Below are 24,494 nucleotides of genomic sequence, written 5' to 3'. Positions count from 1 at the left end.
TTAACGAAAATACATATATACAGGAGGATCTTAGATGCTTTATAATAATCCGAACACTGAAGGGTCACTGGTACAATTTAAAGACAAGTATGAGAACTTTATTGGTGGAGAATATGTGCCGCCAGCAAGTGGAGAATACTTTGAAAATGTATCACCTGTTACGGGGAAAGTTTTCACGAAAATTGCCCGTTCAAACAAAGAGGATATCGAAAAGGCATTAGATGCAGCACATGCAGCGAAAGACGCCTGGGGCAAAACTTCTGTTACGGAAAGATCCATCATCTTAAATAAAATCGCAGATCGTATGGAAGAAAATTTAGAAATGCTTGCTGTAGCCGAAACGTGGGATAATGGTAAGCCGGTTCGTGAAACATTAGCGGCAGACTTACCCCTTGCGATTGACCACTTCCGTTATTTCGCCGGATGTATCAGAGGCCAGGAAGGATCTCTTGGTGAGATCGATAATGATACGGTTTCATATCATTTCCATGAGCCAATCGGGGTTGTAGCCCAAATCATTCCTTGGAACTTCCCGATTCTGATGGGTGTATGGAAGATTGCCCCTGCCCTGGCTGCAGGTAACTGTGTCGTATTGAAGCCGGCTGAGCAGACACCTGCTTCCATCATGGTTCTGGTTGAACTGATTGAAGATTTGCTGCCTAAAGGTGTACTGAATGTTGTTCAAGGGTTTGGAGTGGAAGCAGGGAAACCCCTTGCGCAAAGTAAGCGTGTTGGTAAGGTAGCCTTCACAGGTGAAACGACAACTGGCCGACTGATCATGCAATATGCATCTCAAAACATTATCCCTGTTACGTTAGAACTTGGTGGAAAATCACCTAATATCTTCTTTGAAGATGTAATGGATCAGGATGATGATTTCCTTGATAAAGCAGTCGAAGGTTTCGTGATGTTTGCACTTAATCAAGGAGAAGTGTGTACATGTCCTTCAAGGGCGCTGATCCAGGAATCGATCTACGATAAGTTCATGGAGCGTGCAATCGAACGCGTGAAACAAATCAAGCAGGGGAACCCGTTGGATTCAGATACAATGCTGGGTGCTCAAGCTTCTCAAGAGCAATTGGATAAGATTCTATCTTATATTGAGATTGGGAAAGAAGAAGGAGCGGAATTGCTCATCGGTGGTGAGCAAAATACACTGGATGGAGATCAGGAGGCAGGTTTCTATGTGAAGCCGACGGTCTTCAAAGGCAACAACAAAATGCGTATTTTCCAGGAAGAAATCTTTGGCCCTGTTGTTTCCGTTACAACGTTCAAAACGAAAGAAGAAGCCCTTGAAATCGCCAATGATACTCTTTACGGACTTGGAGCAGGTGTATGGACACGTGATATGAACACGGCTTACCGTTTCGGTAGAGAGGTTCAAGCAGGACGCGTATGGACGAACTGCTATCACCAATACCCGGCACATGCGGCATTCGGTGGATACAAAATGTCCGGTATCGGTCGTGAAAATCATAAAATGATGCTATCACACTATCAACAAACGAAGAATTTACTAGTTAGCTATAGCCCTAAAGCGTTAGGATTCTTCTAAAATGGAACAGCGACTAGAGGCAACTGAACAAGCCCTTCAGCTGATTGAAACGTTAAAAGGCAAGCATGGGGCCCTCCTGTTTCATCAGTCTGGAGGATGTTGTGATGGCAGTTCTCCTATGTGTTTAAGTCAAGATGATCTGATCATTGGTGACAGTGATGTATTAGTAGGTACTGTAGCCGACTGTCCTTTTTATATGAACGAACAACAATATGAGTATTGGAAGCATTTCCGGATCATATTGGATGTAAAGGAAGGAAGGGGAGGAGTGTTCTCTTTGGAATCAATGGAAGGCGTACGCTTTATTACGGATTCCAAACTGATCAAAGCATAAATGTGAATCTTATGGTTCTACCCTTCTACTCTCAATAATAATTTCTAGAGACAACTTTTTTATAGGTTGTCTCTTTTTTATTGTCTTTAGAGCGATTGATTGTGTGGGTATGCCTATCGTATGCTGACTTTACTAATTTTAACGATTACAATTTTAGAATGATTATAATTTGTAATTGACTTTCGTTCTCAAATAGTTAAAATAAAACTATAATTACTTAATAATTATTATAATCTAAAGGAGTGTCTGAAGTGGATAATAGAAAACTAACAACGAATCAAGGTGCCCCGATCGGCGATAACCAGAACTCATTGACAGCTGGGGAAAGAGGACCTGCGCTGCTTGAAGATTATCAACTAATTGAGAAGCTGGCTCATTTCGATCGTGAGCGAGTTCCTGAAAGAGTCGTTCACGCCAGAGGAGCGGGAGCGCATGGTGTATTCATTACAAAAAACAGCATGAAAAAATATACGAAAGCTGCACTTTTTCAGGAAACTGGCAAAGAAACACCTGTATTTGCCCGTTTTTCCACCGTCGTCCATGGCCAGCATTCACCGGAGACCCTGCGCGATCCCCGTGGATTTGCCGTCAAATTCTATACTGAAGAAGGGAACTGGGATTTTGTGGGGAACAACCTGCCTGTTTTTTTCATTCGTGATGCCATGAAGTTTCCGGATATGGTCCATTCTTTAAAACCTAATCCACAAACGAATATCCAAGAACCTGAGAGATATTGGGATTTCATGTCATTAACTCCTGAATCAACCAACATGCTGCTGCATCTCTACACAGATGAAGGGATTCCTGCTAATTATAGACAAATGCGAGGGTCAAGTGTGCATGCATATAAATGGGTGAATGCTGCCGGGAATACTGTTTATGTGAAGCTAAGCTGGAAACCAAAGCAAGGCATTGAAAATTTAACAACAGAAAAAGCAGCTGAAGTTCAAGGGAAAGATTTTAATCATGCAAGCCGTGATCTATATGAATCGATTGAAAAAGGGGATTTCCCGGAATGGGACCTGTATGTGCAGGTGCTGGACCCAATGGATATGGATGCCTTTGATTTCGATCCTCTTGACGCAACGAAGGATTGGTCAGAAGGTGACATTCCATCTCATTTTGTCGGAACCATGATTTTAAATAGAAATCCTGAAAATATTTTTGCTGAGACAGAATCAGTGGGTTTTAACCCAGGAGTGCTAGTAAACGGGATGCTTCCGTCAGAAGACAAGTTGCTGCAAGGAAGACTATTCTCTTATTCAGATACACAACGTTACCGAATCGGTGCAAACTACCTGCAGCTCCCGATCAACTGCCCATTTGCTCAAGTGGCCAATAATCAGAGGGACGGACAAATGTCGTTCAAGCAGCAAACGAGTCCGATAAATTATGAGCCGAACAGCTTTAATGATACGCCGAAAGAAGTGTCAGGGTATACAGAGGTTCATCAGCCGATGGCAGGAGAAACAGGAAGACAGAAGATCCAGAAAACGGACGATTTTGGTCAGGCCGGTCACATTTACAGAAGCTATCCCGAAGAAGTGAAGAAGCAAGTCGTAAAGAATATTTCAAGTGAATTATCAGGAATCAACGAAAGAATTGCCCTGCGTGCAGTGTGCAATTTCTTCCGGGCGGATGAGGGGCTTGGGAAGGATTTGGCGAAGAGTATCGGGTTGGATCTGACGCCATATTTGCAGCATGTGAAATAAAAATGGATGAGTACTGGTCTTTTTATCGGTGAAGGTGTGCTGATGAAAGGGCTGGTGCTCTTTTTTCTATTGTTGGGGAGATGTAAGCAACGCGACAAACAGCATCACCGCGCCACCAAAAAAGCCACTCCCCTAAAAGGAAAGTGGCCACATACCAACATTAAAACGCATTCCGCTCAATCCCATACTTCCGTATCCGATACTGCAGATTCTGCCTGCTCATACCAAGGGATTTCGCTGTTTTAGTGATATTAAAGTCATGGTATTTCAACGCTTTTTGAATATAATAGGTTTCAGCTTCTTCCATGAAAATTTCCAACGGCTTGATTTCGGTTCCAGATTGGTAAAGAAACTCCGATTCATCCTGACTATTTTCTCCTGTCGAAGTATGATGAATCCTCTGCCTGAATCCGAATGGAAGATGATTGAAGCCAATCTCTTCTTCAAACCCCACCAAGCTAAATGCTCCTTCAATGACATGCTCAAGCTCCCTCACATTGCCTGGCCAGTCATACTGGTGGAAAATTTCACTCACTTCATCCGAAATCCCTTTAATACCCATAGCGAAATGGTGGTTGAACTGGTCAATGAAATAGTTCACAATCTCCGGTAAATCTTCTTTTCTCGAGCGGAGAGAGGGGATAAAGATTGAAACAATGCTCAGCCTGTAATAGAGGTCCTTTAATAACCGCCCTTCTGCAATTGCGTCGATGGGATCCTCGTTCACAGTCGCCATCACCCGCACATCATATGGAAGGTCCGTCCCTTGGGAAAAGAAGTTTAGCAGCTTCTCTTGAAGGGAAAGGGGTAATGAGTTAATTTCGTCCAGTAGCAGTGTGCCTCCCTGTGCTTGTTGGAAGAGGGAGGGGCGGTGTTCTTCCGGATTGCTGTCCTTTCGCTCCTCGTGAAACAGGATTTCTTCTAGCTTATCATCATGTAGTGACGAGCAATTCTGGGTGATGAAAGGGCGATTGGCACGGGCGCTGTCGTTGTGGATGCTTTGTGCAAAAAGCTCCTTTCCGGTACCGATTTCACCACATATCAACACAGGGGAAGACGTCCTTGTCGCCCGCTTTCCGGTTTCGACGGCGTCCTGCAGTCGGTGATGTTTACCGATGATGCTGTCAAAGGTAAATAAACTGCTCGGACGCTTATTTATATGATCTCTCATCACCTTTTCGAGTTTCGTGATGTCTCTGGCAATTTCAATCGCCCCAATTAGCACTTCATCGTGAAAGATCGGAAAGGTGTCGTTCATCGTCGTGATTTCGATTCCGTTCATATTAAAATAAGTTTGTTTCACATTAAGGGTTGGTTCCTTTGTGTTCAGAACTTTAAGAAGGGTACTTTCTTCTTCAGAGTGAAATTGGAAAACATCCAGCAAATTTTTATCCAGGACGTCTTCAATTTCCATCCCTTCGATTTCGCGCATTTTTCGATTGTAGATGATGGTTCTTCCGGTAGAATCGATGACATGTATGCCTGATTCGAGATGTTCAGCGACTTTTTCGTACATATACAAACGTTTTTCTGATTCCAGCATGCTGTCTCTCTCCTCTTCTTTTTCATTAGGTCTTACTGCAAAACGTATCGTCTATCAAGCATCTATTTGCGCAAATTTTCCTTCCGTCCGTTACTGAATTGATGACTGTTAAGCAATTATATTGGCAAAAAGAGCGGATTTATAAAAAATTTTAAAAAACTCTTGAAAAATGCAACTATCTTTTGCATTATTATAAGTGTAAGGGTTTTCTAAATGCAAACTTTTTTTGCATATCTGTTAACTAACCTCGTCATAAGCCTTTAAAAATAGAATGTTTTAAACAAGGAGGAACTTTCATGGCAGTAAGTACTCATTCGATTATCGAACAAACGGAAAAGTATGGTGCGAAAAATTATCATCCCCTACCAATCGTTATTTCAGAAGCAGAGGGTGTATGGGTTAAGGATCCTGAAGGGAATAAGTATATGGATATGCTTAGCGCCTATTCAGCTGTAAATCAGGGACATCGTCATCCAAAGATCATACAGGCATTAAAAGATCAAGCAGATCGTGTGACATTGACTTCACGTGCTTTCCACAACGATCAATTGGCTCCTTGGTACGAGAAGATTTGTAAGATGACCGGTAAAGACATGGCTCTTCCAATGAACACTGGTGCTGAAGCAGTGGAAACAGCGATCAAGACAGCTCGCCGCTGGGCATATGATGTGAAGGGTGTAGCCGAAAACAGTGCGGAAATCATCGCATGTAACGGGAACTTCCACGGAAGAACGATGACAGCTGTTTCCCTCTCTTCAGAAGAAGAATACAAGCGTGGCTTCGGTCCGATGCTTCCGGGAATCAACTTGATTCCTTACGGTGACTTGGAAGCATTGAAATCCGCCATTACACCAAATACAGCAGCTTTCCTAATCGAACCTATCCAAGGAGAAGCAGGGATTGTATTCCCTCCTAAAGGCTTCATGAAAGCAGCATATGAATTATGTAAAGAAAACAACGTCCTATTCATTGCAGATGAAATTCAGGCAGGTCTAGCACGCTCTGGTAAAATGTTTGCGTGTGAGTGGGAAGATGTTGACCCTGATATGTACATCCTTGGAAAAGCACTTGGTGGTGGGGTATTCCCGATTTCTTGTGTTGTTGCCAATGAAGAAGTGTTAGGTGTATTCAACCCAGGCTCCCATGGTTCTACTTTTGGAGGAAATCCAATGGCATGTGCGGTTTCTGTAGCATCCCTGGATGTACTGATCGATGAGAATCTGGCAGAGCGTTCTCTTCAAATGGGAGAATACTTTATGAGTAAACTTCGTGAGATAGATAATCCTATGATTAAGGAAGTTCGTGGTAGTGGTTTATTTATTGGAGTGGAACTTAACGAACCAGCCCGTAAATACTGTGAACAGCTGAAAGAAGAAGGACTGCTTTGTAAAGAGACACATGATACAGTCATTCGTTTTGCTCCACCACTTGTCATCTCACAAGAAGACCTGGATTGGGCAATCGAAAGAATCAAAAAAGTATTATCTTAATCCCAAGGGTGAATAACCATTTAGCAAGAAGATTTTTTTCTTAGACTGAGCGTAATAAGGCGTGAAAATAAAAATTATTTCTTTACCAAGTCAATGGTTTAAGATACGGTAATATGTTACAATTACAACGTTTCAGATCACATAATAAAGAGGCGAATGTTTACAATGGGAGAAAACCTTAATCTGTTTACTTCTACACAGCATGTCATCAATGATGCTTTATCTAAGCTAGGATATACGGAAGAAATGTATGAACTTCTGAAAGAGCCGATTCGTATGTTGACCGTTCGAATCCCGGTTCGAATGGACGATGGCAGTATCAAGGTATTCACTGGCTACCGTGCACAACATAACGATGCAGTCGGACCTACCAAGGGCGGGGTACGATTCCATCCTGAAGTAGATGAAGAGGAAGTAAAGGCCTTATCCATGTGGATGAGCTTGAAATGCGGAATTGTTGATTTACCATACGGTGGAGGAAAAGGCGGGATCATCTGTGATCCAAGAACGATGTCTTTCACTGAACTTGAAAAGCTAAGCCGCGGTTATGTTCGTGCCATCAGTCAGATTGTGGGTCCTACAAAGGATATTCCAGCACCTGATGTGTACACAAACTCACAAATCATGGCTTGGATGATGGATGAATACAGCCGTCTTCGTGAAAATGACTCACCAGGATTCATTACAGGAAAACCGATTGTTCTTGGTGGTTCCCAAGGTCGTGAAAAGGCAACGGCTCAAGGTGTTACAATCTGTATTGACCAAGCTGCAAAGAAACGTGGCATCGACATCAAAGGTGCACGCGTCGTGATCCAAGGTTTTGGAAATGCAGGAAGTTTCTTGGCGAAGTTCATGCACGATGCGGGTGCGAAGGTCATCGCCATTTCTGATGCCCATGGTGCCCTTCATGACCCGGCAGGTTTGGATATTGATTATCTATTAGATCGTCGCGATAGCTTCGGTACAGTAACGACTCTATTTGAAAACACGATTTCAAATAAAGAATTATTGGAGCTTGAGTGTGACATCCTTGTTCCAGCAGCGATTTCAAACCAAATCACTGAAGAGAATGTCTATGATATTAAAGCATCCATTGTGGTAGAAGCTGCAAACGGTCCGACTACCTTTGAAGCAACTCGAATTCTTTCTGAAAGAGGAATCCTGCTTGTACCGGACGTACTTGCAAGTGCGGGTGGAGTTACGGTTTCATACTTCGAATGGGTTCAGAACAACCAAGGGTATTATTGGACGGAAGAAGAAGTAAACGAGAAGCTTCATGCTAAACTTGTCGAAGCTTTCAACAATGTATACGAAACATCTCAGAATCGTCGAGTGAATATGCGACTCGCCGCATACATGGTCGGCGCACGCAAAATGGCTGAAGCCTCCAGATTCAGAGGTTGGGTGTAACGATCGCATAAAATAAAGAACGTGTTCTCAATTTATTGGGGATGCGTTTTTTTTTTTCGGTTTGTAAAGGAATTTTCTATTTGTATCGAAATGATTAGAGAGCATCGATTCTGGGTAAAATCATTAAAATTGACAATAAGCATAAGTCGTCGTACGATAATAATGTTCTTATGTTTAAACTATTAAACATTAAAGATTCGGAGGGATTCATGTGTCAACTGAAATGATTATCGAGGAAGCTTCTCTTGAAACGGTTGAATCAGCACTTCAAAAGCATAAGCGATTTTTCAAGTCAGGGGTTACCCGGCCAATTCAATATAGAAAAGACTTGTTAGAGAAATTCTCAGCAGTCATAAAAAATCATGAAGCAGAAATCATCGATGCATTGAAAAGAGATTTAAATAAATCAGAGATGGAAACGTATGCGACAGAAATCGGCATCCTGCTTGAAGAAATTCGATTTGTTCTGAAGAATATAGACGAATGGGCAGAACCTAAAAAGGTCAAAACGGCGAAAACACATATTGGCTCTAAAGCCTATACCGTGCCGGAGCCTTACGGGGTTACCCTGATCATCGCACCATGGAATTACCCAATCCAGCTTGCACTAGCCCCTGTCATTGGAGCGATTGCAGCGGGGAATACAGCCATTATTAAACCGTCAGAATTAACTCCTACTACATCGGCATTATTAGCGGAAATGATCAATACTCATTTTGACCCAAGACAGCTTTTCGTGATTGAAGGTGGAGTGGAAACGACGCAGCATCTTCTAAAACAGCCATTTGATTATATTTTCTTTACGGGAAGCGTTCCCGTTGGAAAAGTGGTGATGGAAGCAGCGGCAAAACAGTTGATACCTGTCACTCTTGAATTGGGTGGGAAAAGCCCGTGTATCGTGGATGAAACGGCGGATATCCCTCTGGCTGCGAAGCGCATCGCCTTCGGTAAAGTGACAAATGCCGGGCAAACGTGTATTGCACCTGATTACTTATTTGTTCATAAAAGCAAGCTAGATGAATTTATCACTGAATTTAAGACAACGGTTATTGAGTTTTATGGAACAGAACCATTAAAGAGTGAAAAATTTGGTCGGATTGTCAATGAGCGTCATTTCAATCGTTTAACAAGCTACCTGGAAGATGGAGAAATCCTCTTAGGGGGAAATGTAGATGCTGGGAGCTTAAAAATTGAACCCACTTTAATGAAGCCGAGAGATTTTACTGTACCGGTGATGCAGGATGAAATATTCGGCCCTATTTTCCCAGTCATAGAATATGAGGAGCTTGATGAAGTCATTGAATTTGTGACAGAGCGACCGAAACCCCTGGCTCTATATTTGTTCACGAGCAATCCAGTCACCGAAGAGCGAATTAACGGATCAATTTCCTACGGCGGCGGTTGTGTGAATGATACACTCATGCACATCGTTACACCATATCTTCCTTTCGGAGGAGTAGGTGAGAGTGGGATTGGGAATTATCACGGGGAATCAAGCTTCTCAACTTTCTCACATTATAAAAGCATCTTAAAGCAGACGACGAAGTTCGACTTAAGCTTCCGTTATCCAAGTGGAAGATTTGGCATGCAGATCATTAAGAAGTTACTGAAATAAGAAAGGTGACCCAAAGAATGGGTCACCTTTTTGAACTGTTAAGCGAAGGATCAAAGTGTAATCCTCGTTAATTTTGATGCTGTTTGAGCATCATTTATCTTGTTGGTTCAGTATGAGGTTCTCTTTCAAGCTCTTCCGTTGGTTTGAATAATAGTCCAAGGTTAATTAGACCAGCAATACCAACTAAGCCGTAAATGATACGGGATAGAGCGGCATCTTGACCACCAAAGATGGCTGCAACAAGATCGAATTGAAAGAAGCCTATAAGTCCCCAGTTCACAGCACCAATGATGGTAAGAACCAAAGCAATGCGTTGAATTGCACTCATGTTGTTTTCCTCCTTATTTGAATGGCTCATTTATAAGTTTCCCATTGCAATTATTCCTATTCAGATTGACTGCAACAAAATTTCCATGTGCAAGTTCTTTGCATTTTGGGGATGATATATTCGATAATAGGAAATGTGTTGAAGACATTTTGGGTAACGAAATAGTTCGGCCCTTATAAAATACAAGGAGGTAACAACAAATGAATGACTTTACTTTTTACAATCCAACCAAATTGATTTTTGGAAAAGGACAAGTAGAACAACTGAAAGAATTGGTACCTCAATACGGTAAAAAAGTGCTTGTCGTGTATGGTGGCGGAAGCATTAAGCGTAATGGGTTATACGATCAGGTAATGTCTGTATTGAAGGATATTGACAGCGAAGTATTCGAGCTTTCCGGAGTAGAACCGAATCCACGCCTTTCCACAGTCAGAAGAGGTGTAGAGATAAGTAAAGAAAATAATATTGAATTTATATTAGCTGTCGGCGGCGGAAGTGTCATCGACTGTACAAAAGCAATTGCTGCTGGTGCAAAATATGATGGAGATGCATGGGATCTTGTAACCAAGAAAGCTTTTGCGAAAGAAGCTCTTCCATTCGGTACCGTCCTGACTCTTGCAGCGACCGGTTCTGAAATGAATGCAGGATCTGTTATCACGAATTGGGAAACGAATGAGAAATATGGTTGGGGCAGCCCGGTGACGTTCCCGCAATTCTCTATCCTGGATCCGGAAAATACGTTCACAGTTCCGAAAGATCATACAATCTACGGTATGGTGGATATGATGAGTCACGTGTTTGAGCAGTATTTCAATAATGCAACCAACACACCACTTCAAGACCGTATGTGTGAATCCGTTCTGACTACGGTTATCGAAACAGCTCCGAAGTTGATCAATGATCTTGAAAACTATGAGCTTCGTGAGACGATTCTGTACTCTGGAACAATTGCCCTTAATGGAATGCTGCAAATGGGCTACAACGGTGACTGGGCAAGCCATAACATTGAACATGCCGTGTCAGCCGTATACGACATCCCACATGCAGGTGGACTCGCGATTCTATTCCCTAACTGGATGAAGCATAACCTGAAAGTGAATCCTGCACGATTTGCTCAACTGGCAGAACGAGTATTCAATGTCGATCCTGCCGGTAAGTCAGAAGAGGAAGTGGCACTGGAAGGAATCGAAAAGCTTCGTGAATTCTGGACGAGCATCGGTGCCCCGTCCCGCTTGGCAGACTATGATATCGACGACAGTCAACTTGAATTGATGGCAGACAAAGCGATGGTGAACGGCGAATTCGGTAACTTCAATAAACTGAATAAAGACGACGTTCTTGCGATTCTGAGAGCATCACTATAATAAGTATTGGGAGGGACGGACCTTGGTGAACAAGGTCCGTCCCTCTTCTTGCGTGAGAGTTGGAAAATATAGCTAATCGGCTGGATTTTTTGTGATTTCGGCTGGATTAAGGGGTGAAACGGCTGGATTCTGAACCATTTCGGCCGGATTTTTCAACAAAACGGCCGGATTCGATTCCGTTTCGGCCGGATTTAAGATTCTTACTCAAATTACTCCCTTATTTTTCATGCCGTTTGCATTCCATCCGTCTATTTTCACGATATAATCATTACTCTTCTGACCCAAACAACGCCTCATCGTTAATGATCACCCATTCACGTAAGGAACCGAATCCGATTTTACTGGTCTTAATGGGGAGGGACCGACCACGTGAAGGTCCGTCCCTCTTTTTGGTTTGCTGACCCATAATTAGGGAATTATAAGCTGGTGAGAACTGTTGTTAAAAAAAGTTTTTAATGCACACGCTTACATAAGGGGAGCTTTCTTGATTCTCGAGTCAGCTTTCGATAAAGTGAGATAGAAGAAAATATTTTAATCGGAGGATGGTTATGACACACATTCGTTTTGATTATTCAAAAGCGTTATCGTTTTTTGGAGAACACGAACTTACATACTTAAGTGATGCCGTAAAGGTTGCTCATCATTCTTTACATGAACAAACAGGTGCAGGAAACGACTTCCTGGGATGGATCGACCTCCCTGTAGATTACGACAAAGAAGAATTCTCCCGCATTCAGAAATCAGCAGAGAAAATTAAAAATGATTCTGATGTGCTTCTTGTAATCGGTATTGGTGGATCATACTTGGGAGCCCGTGCAGCGATTGAAATGCTGAACCACAGCTTCTACAATGCCCTGCCGAAAGAAAAGCGTTCAACTCCACAAGTATTATTCGTTGGACAAAACATCAGCTCCACGTATATGAGAGACTTAATGGATCTCCTTGATGGAAAAGATTTCTCCATCAATGTGATTTCGAAGTCCGGTACTACGACTGAACCAGCGATTGCTTTCCGTATCTTCCGTAAAATGCTGGAAGAAAAATACGGGGTGGAAGAGGCTCGCAAACGCATCTATGCGACAACGGATAAATCGAAGGGTGCCCTTAAAACACTGGCATCTGACGAAGGCTATGAAACATTTGTTGTTCCTGATGATATCGGAGGCCGCTATTCTGTTCTGACAGCAGTTGGGCTGCTTCCGATTGCTGTAAGCGGAGTGGAAATCGAGACAATGATGAACGGTGCTCGACAAGCTCGTGAAGATTTCGGCAAATCCGAGCTTACAGAAAACCCTGCTTATCAATATGCAGCGGTCCGTAACGCCCTATATAATAAAGGGAAAACAATTGAAATGCTCATTAACTATGAGCCTGGCTTACAATACTTTTCTGAATGGTGGAAGCAGCTGTTTGGAGAAAGTGAAGGGAAAGACCAAAAAGGAATTTATCCTTCTTCAGCTAACTTCTCTACGGATCTGCATTCTCTTGGACAATATGTTCAAGAAGGACGCCGTGACATTTTTGAAACGGTCATCAAGGTTTCAGAGCCTCGTCATGAGCTGAAAATCGAGAAGGCTGACAGTGATCTGGATGGTTTAAACTATTTAGCCGGTGAAACAGTGGATTTTGTAAACAACAAAGCGTTTGAAGGGACATTGCTTGCCCATACAGATGGTGGCGTACCAAATCTGATCGTGGAAATTCCTGCAATGGATGCATACACATTCGGATACCTGGTGTACTTCTTCGAGAAAGCATGTGCGATGAGTGGATACCTGCTGGGTGTAAATCCATTTGACCAGCCGGGCGTGGAAGCATATAAAGTGAATATGTTCGCCCTTCTTGGAAAACCAGGCTTTGAAGAGAAGAAAGCGGAGCTTGTGAAACGTCTTAAATAAGGAAAGAGCACTGAGGTAAATCTCAGTGCTCTTTTTACATTATTCTTTTACTTTAGGAGAAACTATCCCTAAAAGAAAGGGGATGGATCCACGTGATTGAGCTTTCATCTAGCATTGAAGGACAGCATTACCAACTGTATAAGCTTGAACAGCTATTAAAACCGCTTGGATATTCGATAGGTGGTAATTGGGATTATGATCACGGCTATTTCGATTATAAAATTGATGACGAAGTTGGCTACCAGTATTTGAGAGTACCGTTTACGTCTGTTGACGGTCAATTGGATTCAAGGGGGGCCACGGTTGAATTCGGTAAACCGTTCCTTCTCTCTCATAAATACCAGCGTGGCTTGGACGATTACGCATCAACCGGAACCTTCTCAGGCTCTGTCAATCAATTTTCCGAACCACAAGATCCCGATGCGAGCTTCCCGGAAGAATATATTGAAGTCGGGAAAGAACTTGTAAAAGAGCTGGAGAACGTTTTGTTCTCTAGTTAGAGATCACAAGCAGTTCATCATTTTCTTCAATCAAAGTCGTCAAAGGAGGATTCACAGTCGTGATTTCTCCTTTTTTTATGCCCAATAAGATAATATTGTTCTTCAGAAGATGTGCACTCAATGAATGAAAATTTTCATCGATGTATTCATCGGAAACAGGGATCAGCTTCAGATTATTTCCTTTAAGATGGTTCAAAAGCTTTAATATCGTCTTAGACATCCCTTGAGAAATGATACTGTTCATCATCACGTAGCTGGTTTGCATATTCGTTTGAATTACTTCATCGGCTCCAGCACGTTTGGCATTGGCCACTTGATCCTTCTGGAGAATTTCAACGACCGTATACAATTCAGGGTGATTCCCTTTAATGGCGAGAAGAGTCAGGACAGAATTCATGTCTGCCGTTTTCTCATCTTTATTTTGATCAGCGGTAATGATGGCGATCGATGCTTCATGGAGATTTACTTTTTTTAGAATCGCATCTGTAAAAGGGGTTCCCCTCACAAAATGAATACGGTTATTGCTATATGGATTCTTTTGAAGGGTTTCATCGACCAAGATGATATCACATTGGGACTGCAGGGAGGTTAGTTGGTTAATCACTTCACGCGTCCGTTCATTCCATCCTACGATTACAACATGTTCTTTCCCCTTGAACGCAGCTCTGCCTTCCAAATATGCATTTTGTGTCATCACCGTTTCTGCTGCAAGGGTGACAAAATAAGTAGAAAGAAAACCGGCACCTACTAAGATGAGAATAATGCCAATCAGTCTGCCTTCAAACGATGAGGGAACAAAATCCCCATACCCAACAGTGGAAGTCGTAATAATCGCCCACCAGATCCCATCGAATAGGGAAGGGAAGGTATCGGGCTCGATGAAATGAATAATCGTTCCAAACGAGAGCATCAGCGTAATCGCAATCATAAATATCCGAACAACTAAAGGCCAGCGCAAAAACCCCTGAAACATCTGCTGTACCATTCTACCAGCTCCTTTTCATCTGCACTGACCATTATTGCCCATTCAGGTTCTTCTAAAACTCACAAAGCCATTCTTTCTTTAACAAGCTGTACATGTAAGCATCATATTTATGGTCATCTTGAAGGATATATTCTCTGAGTAATCCTTCCTGTTTGAAACCAAGCTTTTCAATCACTCTTGCAGAAGCTTTATTATATGGGACGATCACTGCCCCTATACGATTCATTCCTTTATCTGTAAACAGATAGGTAAGTAAAGGGGAGAGTGCCTCTCCCATGATGCCCTTACCCCAGTGGCCGGGGCTCAAGTCATAACCTATTTCACAGCGTTTATAGGCTTTGGAAATGGCGTGGAATCCGCATGTACCGATCATTTTGTCACTAGTATTCTCCACAATCGCCCAGCGCATGGGACCGCCTGTTTCAAGGTGTTTTTCGTAGTTCTCTACCATACTGACAGCCACTTCTTTCGATTCAATCGGACTCATTCCAAAATAGCGGAGAACGTCCTCGGACGTGTATAGCTCATAAAGAAAATCTACATCTTTCATTGTGAGTTGTCTTAGTGTTAATTTCTCCGTTTCGAATACTGGATATTTTTCCATTATTTTCAACCCCTTTGTACATGAAAGTATATCACGGAAGTGCCGGATCGAGGATAATGAATGTTGATTGAGTACACTTCAAAAAGTATTGTGGCAAAAGTGAATGGGAAAGGGGCCGGATAAACTCTATGAAGGATGGTCGCTTTATTTTGCCAACAATATTCTTACTCAGCATGGATCTAGAAATCTATTAAGTATAAACGTTAGTTTGTATACAAAGTTTACTCTATTATATGGACAAACTTACATTCATTGTGACAGGTTATACATATGATATATTAAAAAATTTAATATATCGGAGGAATAGAATTGAATAATAGAACAATTAAGTGGAGTGGCTATACTTGGAATGTGAAAAATTCTTCAACTAACAAATGGGGTCCCGGACCGAATTATTTTTCAGGTAGTACCGAAAATGTATGGGTAGACAGTGCGGGAAGATTGCATTTGAAAATAACAAAACGAAACAATAAGTGGTACTGTGCTGAAGTATATAACACGCAAACCCTTGGTTATGGAACGTACCGATTTTTTGTGGATGGTCGCCCGGATCTATTGGATCCAAATATAACTTTGGGATTATTCACATATGATGGTACTTCTGCGGATGCTGCTGCGAATAATTATCGGGAAATTGACATTGAATTTGCGAAATGGGGAAATCCAAAAGGACCAAATTCTCAGTACGTGGTTCAGCCCTATACAAAGGCGGGGAATATGATTCAATTTCAAACGTCTCTAAGCGGAAACTATTCAACCCATAGTTTTTTATGGACTCCGACAACCATTAAATTTCTTTCCCTTCATGGACATTATTCAAAACTACCAAGTCCAATAGAATGGTATCGAATCAAGGAATGGACATATAGAGGAGGAGATATTCCTAATACCAAAAACGAAAAAGTAGACATTAACTTATGGTTATTTGGAGGAAGGGCTCCATTGAATCAAAAGGAAGCAGAAATTGTGATAACTAAGTTTCAGTTTATACCACTTGCTAACTAATCGTTTAGTGTGAGATCAAAGCTATAGCAAAAACAAGATAATAAAAATAAGATGGGGAAATCTTGTATACAAGATTTCCCCATCTTATTTCGGTATGGAGCATAGCGGGATCGAACCGCTGACCTTTTGGCTGCCAGCCAAACGCTCTCCCAGCTGAGCTAATGCCCCGTGATCGGTCAAGATTTATTATAAGAAATATACATAGCTTTCGTCAATCCTTTTTTATAATATTCTTCTTTTTAATCTATAAATATCCCAACAATTATAAAAAAAATAGCGACGAACCATTGTTCGCCGCTCTCAAAGACACGGACCAAACTTAATCACTCCATATCTTCATCCATTCATCTATTCAACAACTCTAACCCTTTCACTAGTGCCAGAGCTTCTTCATCGGCAATCACCGTTACATGATCATGCTGATTCAGAATAGAAGCAGGGAAGTCCTCTGAGATTTTGCCTTCAACTAACTTTTTCATCGCCGCTTGTTTAGCCTCGCCTGAAACCAGTAAGAGAATTTCTTTACTCTTCATGATCGATGAGATTCCCATGGTAATAGCATGTGTCGGAACGTCATCGATTGAATCAAAGTAACGGGCATTAGCCTCACGTGTAGACTCTGCAAGCTCAACAATGTGAGTGTTGGATTCAAACGATGTACCTGGTTCATTGAACCCGATGTGTCCGTTGCTTCCGATCCCTAGTATTTGAAGGTCGATCCCCCCGTGGGAGCGGATTTTTTCATCATACGCTTCGCATTCTTTTGCGGGATCGGCTGCTTTTCCTGAAGGGATATGGGTGTTTTCTGAATCTATATCAATGTGTTTAAATAGGTTATCATTCATGTAATGGTAGTAGCTGTTAGGGTGTTTACCTGATAGGCCGATGTATTCGTCCAGGTTGAAGGACGATACATATTGATAAGACGTTCCGTTTTGTTGATGATCATGAATCAGCACCTCGTAAAGCCCTTGTGGTGTTCCGCCTGTGGCTAAACCCAGTGTTACGTTTTTACTTTTTTTTACCTTGGATAATAGATAGTCTGCAGCGACTTGACTCATCTCCTGGTAGTCTTTCACTTCAATTAGTTTCATGAGTATCATCCTCTCGAATATAGGCTATTTTTCCTTTACATATCGTTGTGTATACGTCTTTGTTTTCGTCTAATATGACGATGTCTGCATCTTTCAGGGGAGCAAGGCTTCCTTTTCGATCAAAGACATTTAATTGTCTGGCCGGATTTTCAGCGGTCATTTTGATCGCACTTCTCATATCACCCGTAGTAAATTCCTGGATATTCGTAAATGCGTCTTTCATCTTCAATACGCTTCCCGCTAAAGTGTCTTCGTCCAATAAAGCTTTCCCGTCCTTAACCGTCACCATCTGTCCGCCAAGGTCATACTGACCATTTTTCAAGCATTTGGCTCTCATGGAATCAGTGATGAGGATCAGTCGCTCATCTGTAATCTGATTGAATGCCAATTGAATCACTTCTGGTCGAACGTGAATTCCATCTGAAATCAATTCCACCATTAATTCCTGTCGTAAGAAGGAAGCACCGACAATCCCGGGCTCACGATGATGAAGTCCTGACATTTGATTGAACAAGTGGGTCACATGGGACAAGCCGGCATCGATGGCTTTACCGACCTGATCAAATGTTGCATTGGAATGGCCTACTGAAGAGATAATCCCATTCTCTTTTAAATAACGGATCAATTCATGGTCATCATCAAGTTCGGGAGCGAGAGTGACTAATTTTATATGGTTTTGAGATAGGGCCTGCCAGTGTTTAAATATGTCAACACTTGGCTTTTGGATTCGATTGAGAGGTTGTGCTCCTGCTTTGTCCGGATTGATGAACGGTCCTTCTAAATGAATGCCGAGAATTTCTGCCTGACCATCACTTTGATGCTTTGACATATAGTCTGCGGTTGCCTTCAATGCTTTTTCGATTGCATCGGATCCTTCTGTCATGGTTGTTGCAAGGAAGCTGGTTGTTCCTTCTTTCGGAAGTGTCCCGGTCATCGTATCAAGAGCTTCTCGCTTTGCATCCATTGTGTCTGCGCCATTTACTCCATGAATATGAATATCTATCATTCCTGGGATAACACTATACCCATGGGGAAGAGAAATCACTTTATACTCTTCTGAATCGGTTAACTGGGAACGTTCACCCATTTCGGTGATCTTTCCATTCTCTATTTTGATAAATCCTTTTTCATAAACTGTATCTTCTGCATAGATGTTACCATCCAGGATAAGTAGTTTTTTTGTATTTGAGGTCACTGAAATCACTCCTTGAATACTTTACAATTCTACAATACCACCAGAAAGTATAGATGTCTATACCAGTTAGAGTTATAATAAATGTTTTACAATTCAGACTGGTGGGGAACTTTTCTAACTTACTGAACAATAAGTTCCAATCGTTAAATTGGTATAGACATCTATTCCTTTTTAATGATATGATGTGTTTTGCTTAAACGCTTTCACTTGAAACAAAAGGAGAGGATAGTATGTTAGGTTTCTTGCAAAGAATCGGTAAATCGCTCATGCTTCCAATCGCGGTTCTGCCTGCAGCTGCATTATTGCTGCGCTTAGGTCAGGATGATTTATTGGGAATCGCGTTCATGTCTGAAGCAGGAGATGCCATATTTAAAAATTTAGCTTTAATCTTTGCCATCGGGGTGGCAATCGGATTTTCGAAAGATGGTAATGGTACGGCTGGTCTGGCGGGTGCCATCGGTTATTTGGTGTTAACGGGCGGTTTAAAAGCCCTTGACCCTGATGCCAATATGGCGATTTTCGGTGGAATCATTTCCGGGGTCGTGGCAGGTTTATTATATAACCGTTTTAATGATATTAAACTTCCGGCCTGGCTTGGCTTCTTCGGAGGCAGACGTTTCGTTCCGATTGTAACTGCTGCGTCAATGGTTATACTCGCAGGTGTTTTTGGAATCGTTTGGCCTCCGATTCAGAGCGGGATCAATTCCATCGGTGAATGGATCATCGGTGCAGGTGCAACGGGAGTAGGTGTGTTTGGCCTGTTGAATCGTCTCTTGATTCCAGTCGGGCTGCATCACGTGTTAAATACACTTGTATGGTTTGAATTTGGAACATTTAAAGACGCAGCAGGAGAAATCGTGAAGGGGGACATCCCGCGTTTCTTTGCGAAGGATCCAACAGCTGGAACGTTCCAAACCGGATTCTTCCCGATCATGATGTTCGGTCTTCCGGCAGCTTGCCTGGCAATGATTGTGACTGCCAAAAAACATCTGCGTGCAAATGTATCTGGTATGTTAATCGGATTAGCAGTTACTTCATTCTTAACAGGGATCACTGAGCCGATTGAATTCAGTTTCATGTTCTTATCTCCTGTTCTTTATGGAATTCATGCGGTTTTAACGGCAAGTTCAATGGTCATCACATACCTACTTGGGATCCATCACGGTTTTGGTTTCTCAGCAGGTGCCTTCGATTACATCTTGAATTTCAATATCGGTCAAAAACCTTGGCTGTTATTAGGGGTAGGCATTCTTTATGGAATCATCTATTTCCTCCTATTCACCTTCTTGATCAAGAAGTTTAATTTGAAAACTCCGGGTCGTGAAGATGATGAAGATGTGGTAGTAGCAGATGAGAATTCAGGTGGAAATAGTAAATATGAAATAATGGCTGAACATTTCCTGAAGGATCTTGGCGGGAAAGAAAACCTGGCAGTGATCGATAACTGTGCCACACGATTACGATTACAGATCAATGACGCCGCACTTGTAGATGAAAAAGCGTTAAAAGCACACGGGGCTAAAGGTGTGATGAAGGTAAACAACAAAAACCTTCAAGTCATTGTCGGGACTGATGTGGAATTTGTTGCCGATGAGTTAAGAAAGTTAAAATAAATGGAGAGAGCAGACGGGTTTGTCGTTTTTGACAAAATCGTCTGCCACTTTCATATAGACCTCGGATAATTGTCTGTTATAAACAGGGTGTATATACTAAAATAAAAGATAAATCGTTTAATTCGAAAGGAGAAGCGTTCGTGGTTAATAAAAATTCTCCTCTTCCTTTGTATTATCAGTTAGAAGAGCACCTTAAACATTTAATACAGTCTGAAGAGCTAAAACCAGGGGATGCCCTGCCTTCTGAGAGGGAGCTTGCTGAAGCATTTAAAATCAGCAGAATGACCGTGAGACAGGCGATCACCAATCTTGTGAATAAGAATGTGTTATATCGAGAAAAAGGGCGGGGAACATTCGTCTCCTACCGGAAGATTGAACAAAGCCTTCAAGGGTTAACAAGCTTTAGCGAAGACATGAAGAGTCGCGGTTTAGAGCCAGGAAATAAATTATTGCATTTCGAAATTTCTCCGGCAGGGGAGGATATACAGGAACTTCTTTCATTAGAGGAAGAAGAGCTTGTGTATACTATGAAGCGAATTCGCCTTGCAAACGGCGAACCGATGGCCCTGGAAACGAGTCATATCCCAGTCAAGCTTCTTCCTGGATTGAATCAGGAAATACTGGAAAAATCCCTGTATCATTATATTGAAGGTGAGCTAAACCTTCACATCAGCCATGCCACTCAATCAGTGGAAGCGGCGATTGTGACCGAAGCGGATACGAAGCATCTGAAGGTCAAGAGCGGTGAGCCGGTGCTGCTCATCCAACGCGATTCATTCCTGGAGGACGGCACTCCTTTTGAATTGGTGCGATCTATATATCGAGCTGATAAATATAAGTTTAAAATTAACTTGGACAGACTGTAAAAAAGAGTAGGAGCCTTATTTATAAAGGGCACCTACTCTTTTTATCTATAATCCTTTCGTTAACAAGGGAATACGCTTATGATACTTCTCAATTAACACCTTGTTATGATCATCTGCACCATCCACGTTTCCGCTGATGAAGATAGGCGGCTCGTATCCTTCTTCCACCATGTTTTCTATGGCACCAGCCATAACGCTATTCAAAATCGCCGCCCCGACGACGGTTGAAGAGGGAGAGAATGGAACAGCCACTCGTTCATCGGTCAGTATTGCATCCCCGACGATAGAGTGATTGTTAATGGCAAGATCCACTACTTCACTAAGAAATTTTCCGCTGGGATGTCTGGATGTTTCTTTCTCCACGTAGTCAAAGGAACTGATGGATACAACATAAGCACCCTTTTCCTTCGCGTGAAGGGCAACATCGATTGGAACGGGATTTTTTCCGGAAGTGGAGAGAACAACCACCACATCATGGGGCTGAATATCTTGTGCATTCATGAATTCACTCGCATACCCTTTCGCTCGTTCTAAATGAGAAGATCGCACGGCTCCTTCATGAAGCATGAGTGGCTCTATCAAAATCGGATTGATCGGAACGAGTCCACCTGCTCTATAGAATACCTCTTCAGAGAGGATGTGGGAGTGACCACATCCGAAGAGCTGGATGATGCCATCTTGTTGAATGGAAGAAGAAATCTTCCCGGCAAGCACAGACATTTTGTCAGCTTCAATGGTTTGCACAACATGTAACTTTTCCTGGATTTTTTCAAAGTATGTAGAAATCATTATTTTTCCCGCTTTCATTTTTTCTATCAGCATATCATATTCCTCATGAAAATTTTTAGTCTACACACTTTACATGTTATCTTTACGCTAAATCGTGGTAACATAAGGAGTAATGAACTGTACGGAGGACATATATGCGTATTTTTAGAATTTTAAACAACAATGCTGTTGTAGTGGTGGACGGGCCGCAGGAGAAAATTGTGATGGGGAGCGGGATTGCTTTTCAAAAGAAGCGAAATGATATTATTCCCAAGAATAAAATTGAAAAGATCTTTGTCCTTCATGAACAATCCTCGGAGAAATTCCAGCAGCTACTGGCTACCTTGCCGGAGGAACATATTGAGATCGCTGAAAACATCATCAGCTATGCAGAGGGACATTTAAATGCCCCTCTTAGCGATCATATCCATATAGCCCTGACGGATCACCTGTCATTTGCACTTGAGAGACTGCAGCAAGGAATCCCCATCCAAAATAAGCTCTTGAACGAAATCAAGCTGCTTTACAAAAAGGAATATGAAGTTGGGCTATGGGCTAAAGAAGAGATAAGGGAGAAACTCGGGATCGAAATCCCTGATGATGAAGCGGCTCATATTGCCCTTCATATTCATACGGCGAAGATGGATGCCCCTTCCATGAGTGAAACGTTGAAGCATGCAACGATCCTGAGGGATTTTGTCGATCAGGTAGAATCGATTCTTTCCATAGAAGTAGAAGAGTCGAGCATCAACTATCAACGATTGATCACCCATCTCCGTTTTGCGCTAAATCGGATTGAGCAGGGAGACCAGTTTGATCCCATCGATGAAGACATGCTTGAACTCATTCAGATGAAATACCTAAGGGCTTATGAGTGCTCAAAGGAAATCACAAAATATCTTCAGGAAGAATACAACATTGACTTCCCTCCTTCAGAGGTTGCGTATATCGCGCTGCACATAGAGCGCCTCTTAAAGTAAAAGTAAATGGTTGACGGTACCGTTTTCATATTGTAGAATGAACTCATCAATTTCATACAGTAGGATTGTTACTGATCATGCAGGCAAGACCTAGAATCTTTAAGACGATAATGGTAAGCGTCTCTCTTTGACCTACCTCTATTCTCTTAAGGGTACTAGGTCTTTTTTTATTGATATTTTCAAAGAAACAGGAGGGATTCATGATGAACTATCGTGAAGTGGCAGAACAGCTTGTCCCGTTATTGGGCGGAAAGAATAATGTTGTAAGCGCTACTCATTGTGCGACGCGTCTGCGTCTCGTGATTGACGACGAAAGTCAGATAGAAAAGAGCGCCATCGAGGAATTGGATGGTGTGAAGGGGGCATTCTCAAGCTCCGGTCAGTTCCAGATCATATTCGGGACAGGGAATGTAAACAAAGTATTTGAACATTTCGGCCCTCTTGTTGGAGCATCAGTTGAAGATAGGTCACCAACGGGGGAGTCTCACAGCGATGCAGCCAAACGGAAGATGAACCCATTTGCCCGTTTTGCACGTACATTGTCAAACATATTTGTACCCATCATCCCTGCAATCGTAGCGGCTGGTATGTTAATGGGGCTCCTTGGTCTGATGAGAACGTATAAATGGGTAGATCCTGAAAGCGGTCTATTCGTGATGCTGGACATGTTCTCTTCTGCTGCCTTCATCATTTTACCGATCTTGATCGGGATGAGTGCAGCGAAAGAATTTGGCGCGAATGGTTACTTAGGTGCTGTCATCGGGGGGATCATGACCCACCCGGCATTACTGAATCCTTGGGGTCTTGCCGATGCCCAGCCGGACACTCTTGATTTCTTCGGATTTGGCGTTGAAATGCTCGGGTACCAAGGGACGGTTATTCCAGTACTATTAACCGTTTACTTAATGGCAAAGATTGAAAAAGGCTTACGCAAAATTGTACCGAATACCGTTGATTTATTGGTGACACCGTTCTTGACGATCATCTTCACAGGATTTACAGCCCTGCTTGTCGTTGGACCACTTGGAAGAGTTCTCGGTAACGGAATCACAACGGTTCTGGATGTTGTCTACAACACGGCCGGCCCAATTGCTGGATTGATCTTCGGGGGATTGTATTCAACAATTGTATTAACCGGTGTTCATCACAGCTTCCATGCCATCGAGGCTGAGCTGTTATCAAACATCGGCGGAAACTATTTGCTGCCAATTTGGGCAATGGCAAACGTTGCACAAGGTGGGGCAACACTCGCCGTCTTCTTTAAAACGAAAAACAAGAAAACGAAAGAAATTGCTGTACCGGCAGCCGTTTCTGCTTTTCTGGGAATTACAGAACCGGCGATCTTCGGGGTCAACTTAAAGCATCGTCGCCCATTTATTGGAGCGGCCATCGGTGGAGCACTTGGGGGAGCATACGTGGTATTCACTCAAGTGATGGCCAACGGAATTGGACTGACGGGTATTCCGATGTTTGCGATCGCTCAAGACCCTCTTAATTATGGAATCGGATTTGTCATCGCAGTAGCGGGTGCCTTTGTTGCAACCTTGTTACTGGGGTGGAAGGAAGAGGCAAAATAGAAATCTTTATCCTTACTAGTCACCTGACTAGTAAGGATTTGCTATATTTAAAGTAGAA

21 protein-coding genes and 1 tRNA gene are annotated in these 24,494 nt (G+C 42.4%); 14 read left to right on the top strand and 8 right to left on the bottom strand.

Annotated elements, in window-relative coordinates:
• Nucleotides 1-34: 34 nt before the first annotated feature.
• From adh to ACFQWC_RS13980, 3 genes are all read left to right on the top strand, one after another.
• A complete protein-coding gene (gene adh / locus ACFQWC_RS13990) occupies nucleotides 35-1,555 on the top strand; it encodes an aldehyde dehydrogenase (RefSeq protein ID WP_299743859.1) in 1,521 nt (506 codons plus the stop codon).
• 1 nt (nucleotide 1,556) lies between these two features.
• Nucleotides 1,557-1,889 (top strand): DUF779 domain-containing protein, encoded by a 333-nt coding sequence (locus ACFQWC_RS13985; protein WP_341356874.1) that lies wholly within the window; start codon nucleotides 1,557-1,559, stop codon nucleotides 1,887-1,889.
• A gap of 251 nt (nucleotides 1,890-2,140) precedes the next feature.
• Nucleotides 2,141-3,601, top strand: a complete 1,461-nt coding sequence (locus ACFQWC_RS13980; protein ID WP_377108050.1) for a catalase — start codon at nucleotides 2,141-2,143, stop codon at nucleotides 3,599-3,601.
• 160 nt (nucleotides 3,602-3,761) lie between these two features.
• On the opposite strand, the gene ACFQWC_RS13975 is transcribed toward ACFQWC_RS13980, so the two are convergent.
• Nucleotides 3,762-5,144 carry a sigma-54 interaction domain-containing protein gene (locus tag ACFQWC_RS13975; RefSeq protein WP_377108048.1) on the bottom strand — a complete coding sequence of 461 codons (1,383 nt, stop codon included), beginning with the start codon at nucleotides 5,142-5,144 and terminating at the stop codon, nucleotides 3,762-3,764.
• Between the two features lie 296 nt (nucleotides 5,145-5,440).
• Here ACFQWC_RS13975 and ACFQWC_RS13970 point away from each other — a divergent pair, with 296 nt between their 5' ends.
• The 3 genes from ACFQWC_RS13970 (at nucleotide 5,441) to ACFQWC_RS13960 (ending at nucleotide 9,659) form a co-directional block, all read left to right on the top strand.
• On the top strand, nucleotides 5,441-6,634 hold the full coding sequence (locus ACFQWC_RS13970) for an ornithine--oxo-acid transaminase (RefSeq protein ID WP_299743872.1): 1,194 nt from the start codon (nucleotides 5,441-5,443) through the stop codon (nucleotides 6,632-6,634).
• A 165-nt stretch (nucleotides 6,635-6,799) separates the two neighbouring features.
• Entirely contained in the window at nucleotides 6,800-8,044 is a 1,245-nt protein-coding gene (locus ACFQWC_RS13965) for a Glu/Leu/Phe/Val family dehydrogenase (RefSeq protein WP_148970825.1), read from the top strand.
• 223 nt (nucleotides 8,045-8,267) lie between these two features.
• Entirely contained in the window at nucleotides 8,268-9,659 is a 1,392-nt protein-coding gene (locus ACFQWC_RS13960) for an aldehyde dehydrogenase (RefSeq protein WP_299744037.1), read from the top strand.
• 94 nt (nucleotides 9,660-9,753) lie between these two features.
• On the opposite strand, the gene ACFQWC_RS13955 is transcribed toward ACFQWC_RS13960, so the two are convergent.
• Nucleotides 9,754-9,987 carry a DUF378 domain-containing protein gene (locus ACFQWC_RS13955; RefSeq protein WP_044338099.1) on the bottom strand — a complete coding sequence of 78 codons (234 nt, stop codon included), beginning with the start codon at nucleotides 9,985-9,987 and terminating at the stop codon, nucleotides 9,754-9,756.
• Between the two features lie 200 nt (nucleotides 9,988-10,187).
• Here ACFQWC_RS13955 and ACFQWC_RS13950 point away from each other — a divergent pair, with 200 nt between their 5' ends.
• The 3 genes from ACFQWC_RS13950 (at nucleotide 10,188) to ACFQWC_RS13940 (ending at nucleotide 13,749) form a co-directional block, all read left to right on the top strand.
• Entirely contained in the window at nucleotides 10,188-11,351 is a 1,164-nt protein-coding gene (locus tag ACFQWC_RS13950) for an iron-containing alcohol dehydrogenase (protein WP_341356871.1), read from the top strand.
• Between the two features lie 548 nt (nucleotides 11,352-11,899).
• Nucleotides 11,900-13,249 (top strand): glucose-6-phosphate isomerase, encoded by a 1,350-nt coding sequence (locus ACFQWC_RS13945; RefSeq protein WP_377108045.1) that lies wholly within the window; start codon nucleotides 11,900-11,902, stop codon nucleotides 13,247-13,249.
• A 92-nt stretch (nucleotides 13,250-13,341) separates the two neighbouring features.
• Entirely contained in the window at nucleotides 13,342-13,749 is a 408-nt protein-coding gene (locus ACFQWC_RS13940) for a YugN-like family protein (RefSeq protein ID WP_044338095.1), read from the top strand.
• Here the strand turns inward: ACFQWC_RS13940 and ACFQWC_RS13935 are convergent.
• Together ACFQWC_RS13935 and ACFQWC_RS13930 are read right to left on the bottom strand one after the other, a co-directional pair.
• Nucleotides 13,742-14,734, bottom strand: a complete 993-nt coding sequence (locus tag ACFQWC_RS13935; RefSeq protein WP_377108043.1) for a potassium channel family protein — start codon at nucleotides 14,732-14,734, stop codon at nucleotides 13,742-13,744. The two genes, ACFQWC_RS13940 and ACFQWC_RS13935, sit on opposite strands and share 8 nt — an antisense overlap.
• A 52-nt stretch (nucleotides 14,735-14,786) precedes the next feature.
• A complete protein-coding gene (locus ACFQWC_RS13930) occupies nucleotides 14,787-15,338 on the bottom strand; it encodes a GNAT family N-acetyltransferase (RefSeq protein WP_377108041.1) in 552 nt (183 codons plus the stop codon).
• 309 nt (nucleotides 15,339-15,647) lie between these two features.
• Here ACFQWC_RS13930 and ACFQWC_RS13925 point away from each other — a divergent pair, with 309 nt between their 5' ends.
• A complete protein-coding gene (locus ACFQWC_RS13925; RefSeq protein WP_341356869.1) occupies nucleotides 15,648-16,343 on the top strand; it encodes a glycoside hydrolase family 16 protein in 696 nt (231 codons plus the stop codon).
• A 95-nt stretch (nucleotides 16,344-16,438) separates the two neighbouring features.
• Here the strand turns inward: ACFQWC_RS13925 and ACFQWC_RS13920 are convergent.
• The 3 genes from ACFQWC_RS13920 to nagA form a co-directional block, all read right to left on the bottom strand.
• Nucleotides 16,439-16,511: transfer RNA gene (locus tag ACFQWC_RS13920), tRNA-Ala, on the bottom strand.
• 176 nt (nucleotides 16,512-16,687) lie between these two features.
• On the bottom strand, nucleotides 16,688-17,437 hold the full coding sequence (gene nagB, locus ACFQWC_RS13915) for a glucosamine-6-phosphate deaminase (RefSeq protein WP_299743910.1): 750 nt from the start codon (nucleotides 17,435-17,437) through the stop codon (nucleotides 16,688-16,690).
• Complete coding sequence (gene nagA, locus ACFQWC_RS13910) at nucleotides 17,424-18,632, bottom strand: N-acetylglucosamine-6-phosphate deacetylase (RefSeq protein WP_299743913.1); 1,209 nt, start codon at nucleotides 18,630-18,632, stop codon at nucleotides 17,424-17,426. The genes nagB and nagA overlap by 14 nt, the downstream gene beginning before the upstream one ends.
• 230 nt (nucleotides 18,633-18,862) lie before the next feature.
• On the opposite strand from nagA, the gene nagE reads away from it, so the two are divergent.
• Nucleotides 18,863-20,245 (top strand): N-acetylglucosamine-specific PTS transporter subunit IIBC, encoded by a 1,383-nt coding sequence (nagE, locus tag ACFQWC_RS13905; RefSeq protein WP_299743916.1) that lies wholly within the window; start codon nucleotides 18,863-18,865, stop codon nucleotides 20,243-20,245.
• A gap of 140 nt (nucleotides 20,246-20,385) precedes the next feature.
• Nucleotides 20,386-21,111, top strand: coding sequence for a GntR family transcriptional regulator (locus tag ACFQWC_RS13900; RefSeq protein ID WP_377108038.1), 726 nt, complete (start codon nucleotides 20,386-20,388; stop codon nucleotides 21,109-21,111).
• A gap of 45 nt (nucleotides 21,112-21,156) precedes the next feature.
• Here the strand turns inward: ACFQWC_RS13900 and ACFQWC_RS13895 are convergent, their stop codons facing one another.
• Nucleotides 21,157-21,900: an SIS domain-containing protein gene (locus ACFQWC_RS13895; RefSeq protein ID WP_299744040.1), complete on the bottom strand. Its 744-nt coding sequence runs from the start codon at nucleotides 21,898-21,900 to the stop codon at nucleotides 21,157-21,159.
• A 134-nt stretch (nucleotides 21,901-22,034) separates the two neighbouring features.
• Between ACFQWC_RS13895 and ACFQWC_RS13890 the strand changes: the two genes are divergently transcribed.
• Both ACFQWC_RS13890 and ACFQWC_RS13885 read left to right on the top strand, forming a co-directional pair.
• Nucleotides 22,035-22,859 (top strand): PRD domain-containing protein, encoded by an 825-nt coding sequence (locus ACFQWC_RS13890; protein WP_299743922.1) that lies wholly within the window; start codon nucleotides 22,035-22,037, stop codon nucleotides 22,857-22,859.
• A gap of 203 nt (nucleotides 22,860-23,062) precedes the next feature.
• The gene (locus ACFQWC_RS13885; protein WP_377108035.1) at nucleotides 23,063-24,436 is read left to right on the top strand and encodes a sucrose-specific PTS transporter subunit IIBC; all 1,374 of its coding nucleotides are present in this window, start codon (nucleotides 23,063-23,065) and stop codon (nucleotides 24,434-24,436) included.
• Nucleotides 24,437-24,494 lie beyond the last annotated feature (58 nt).

Source organism: Rossellomorea sp. GCM10028870, assembly GCF_042666755.1.
Classification (GTDB): domain Bacteria; phylum Bacillota; class Bacilli; order Bacillales; family Bacillaceae_B; genus Rossellomorea.
The sequence above is the reverse complement of the archived record's forward strand: the minus strand, read 5'-3'. Positions and strand labels throughout refer to the sequence as shown.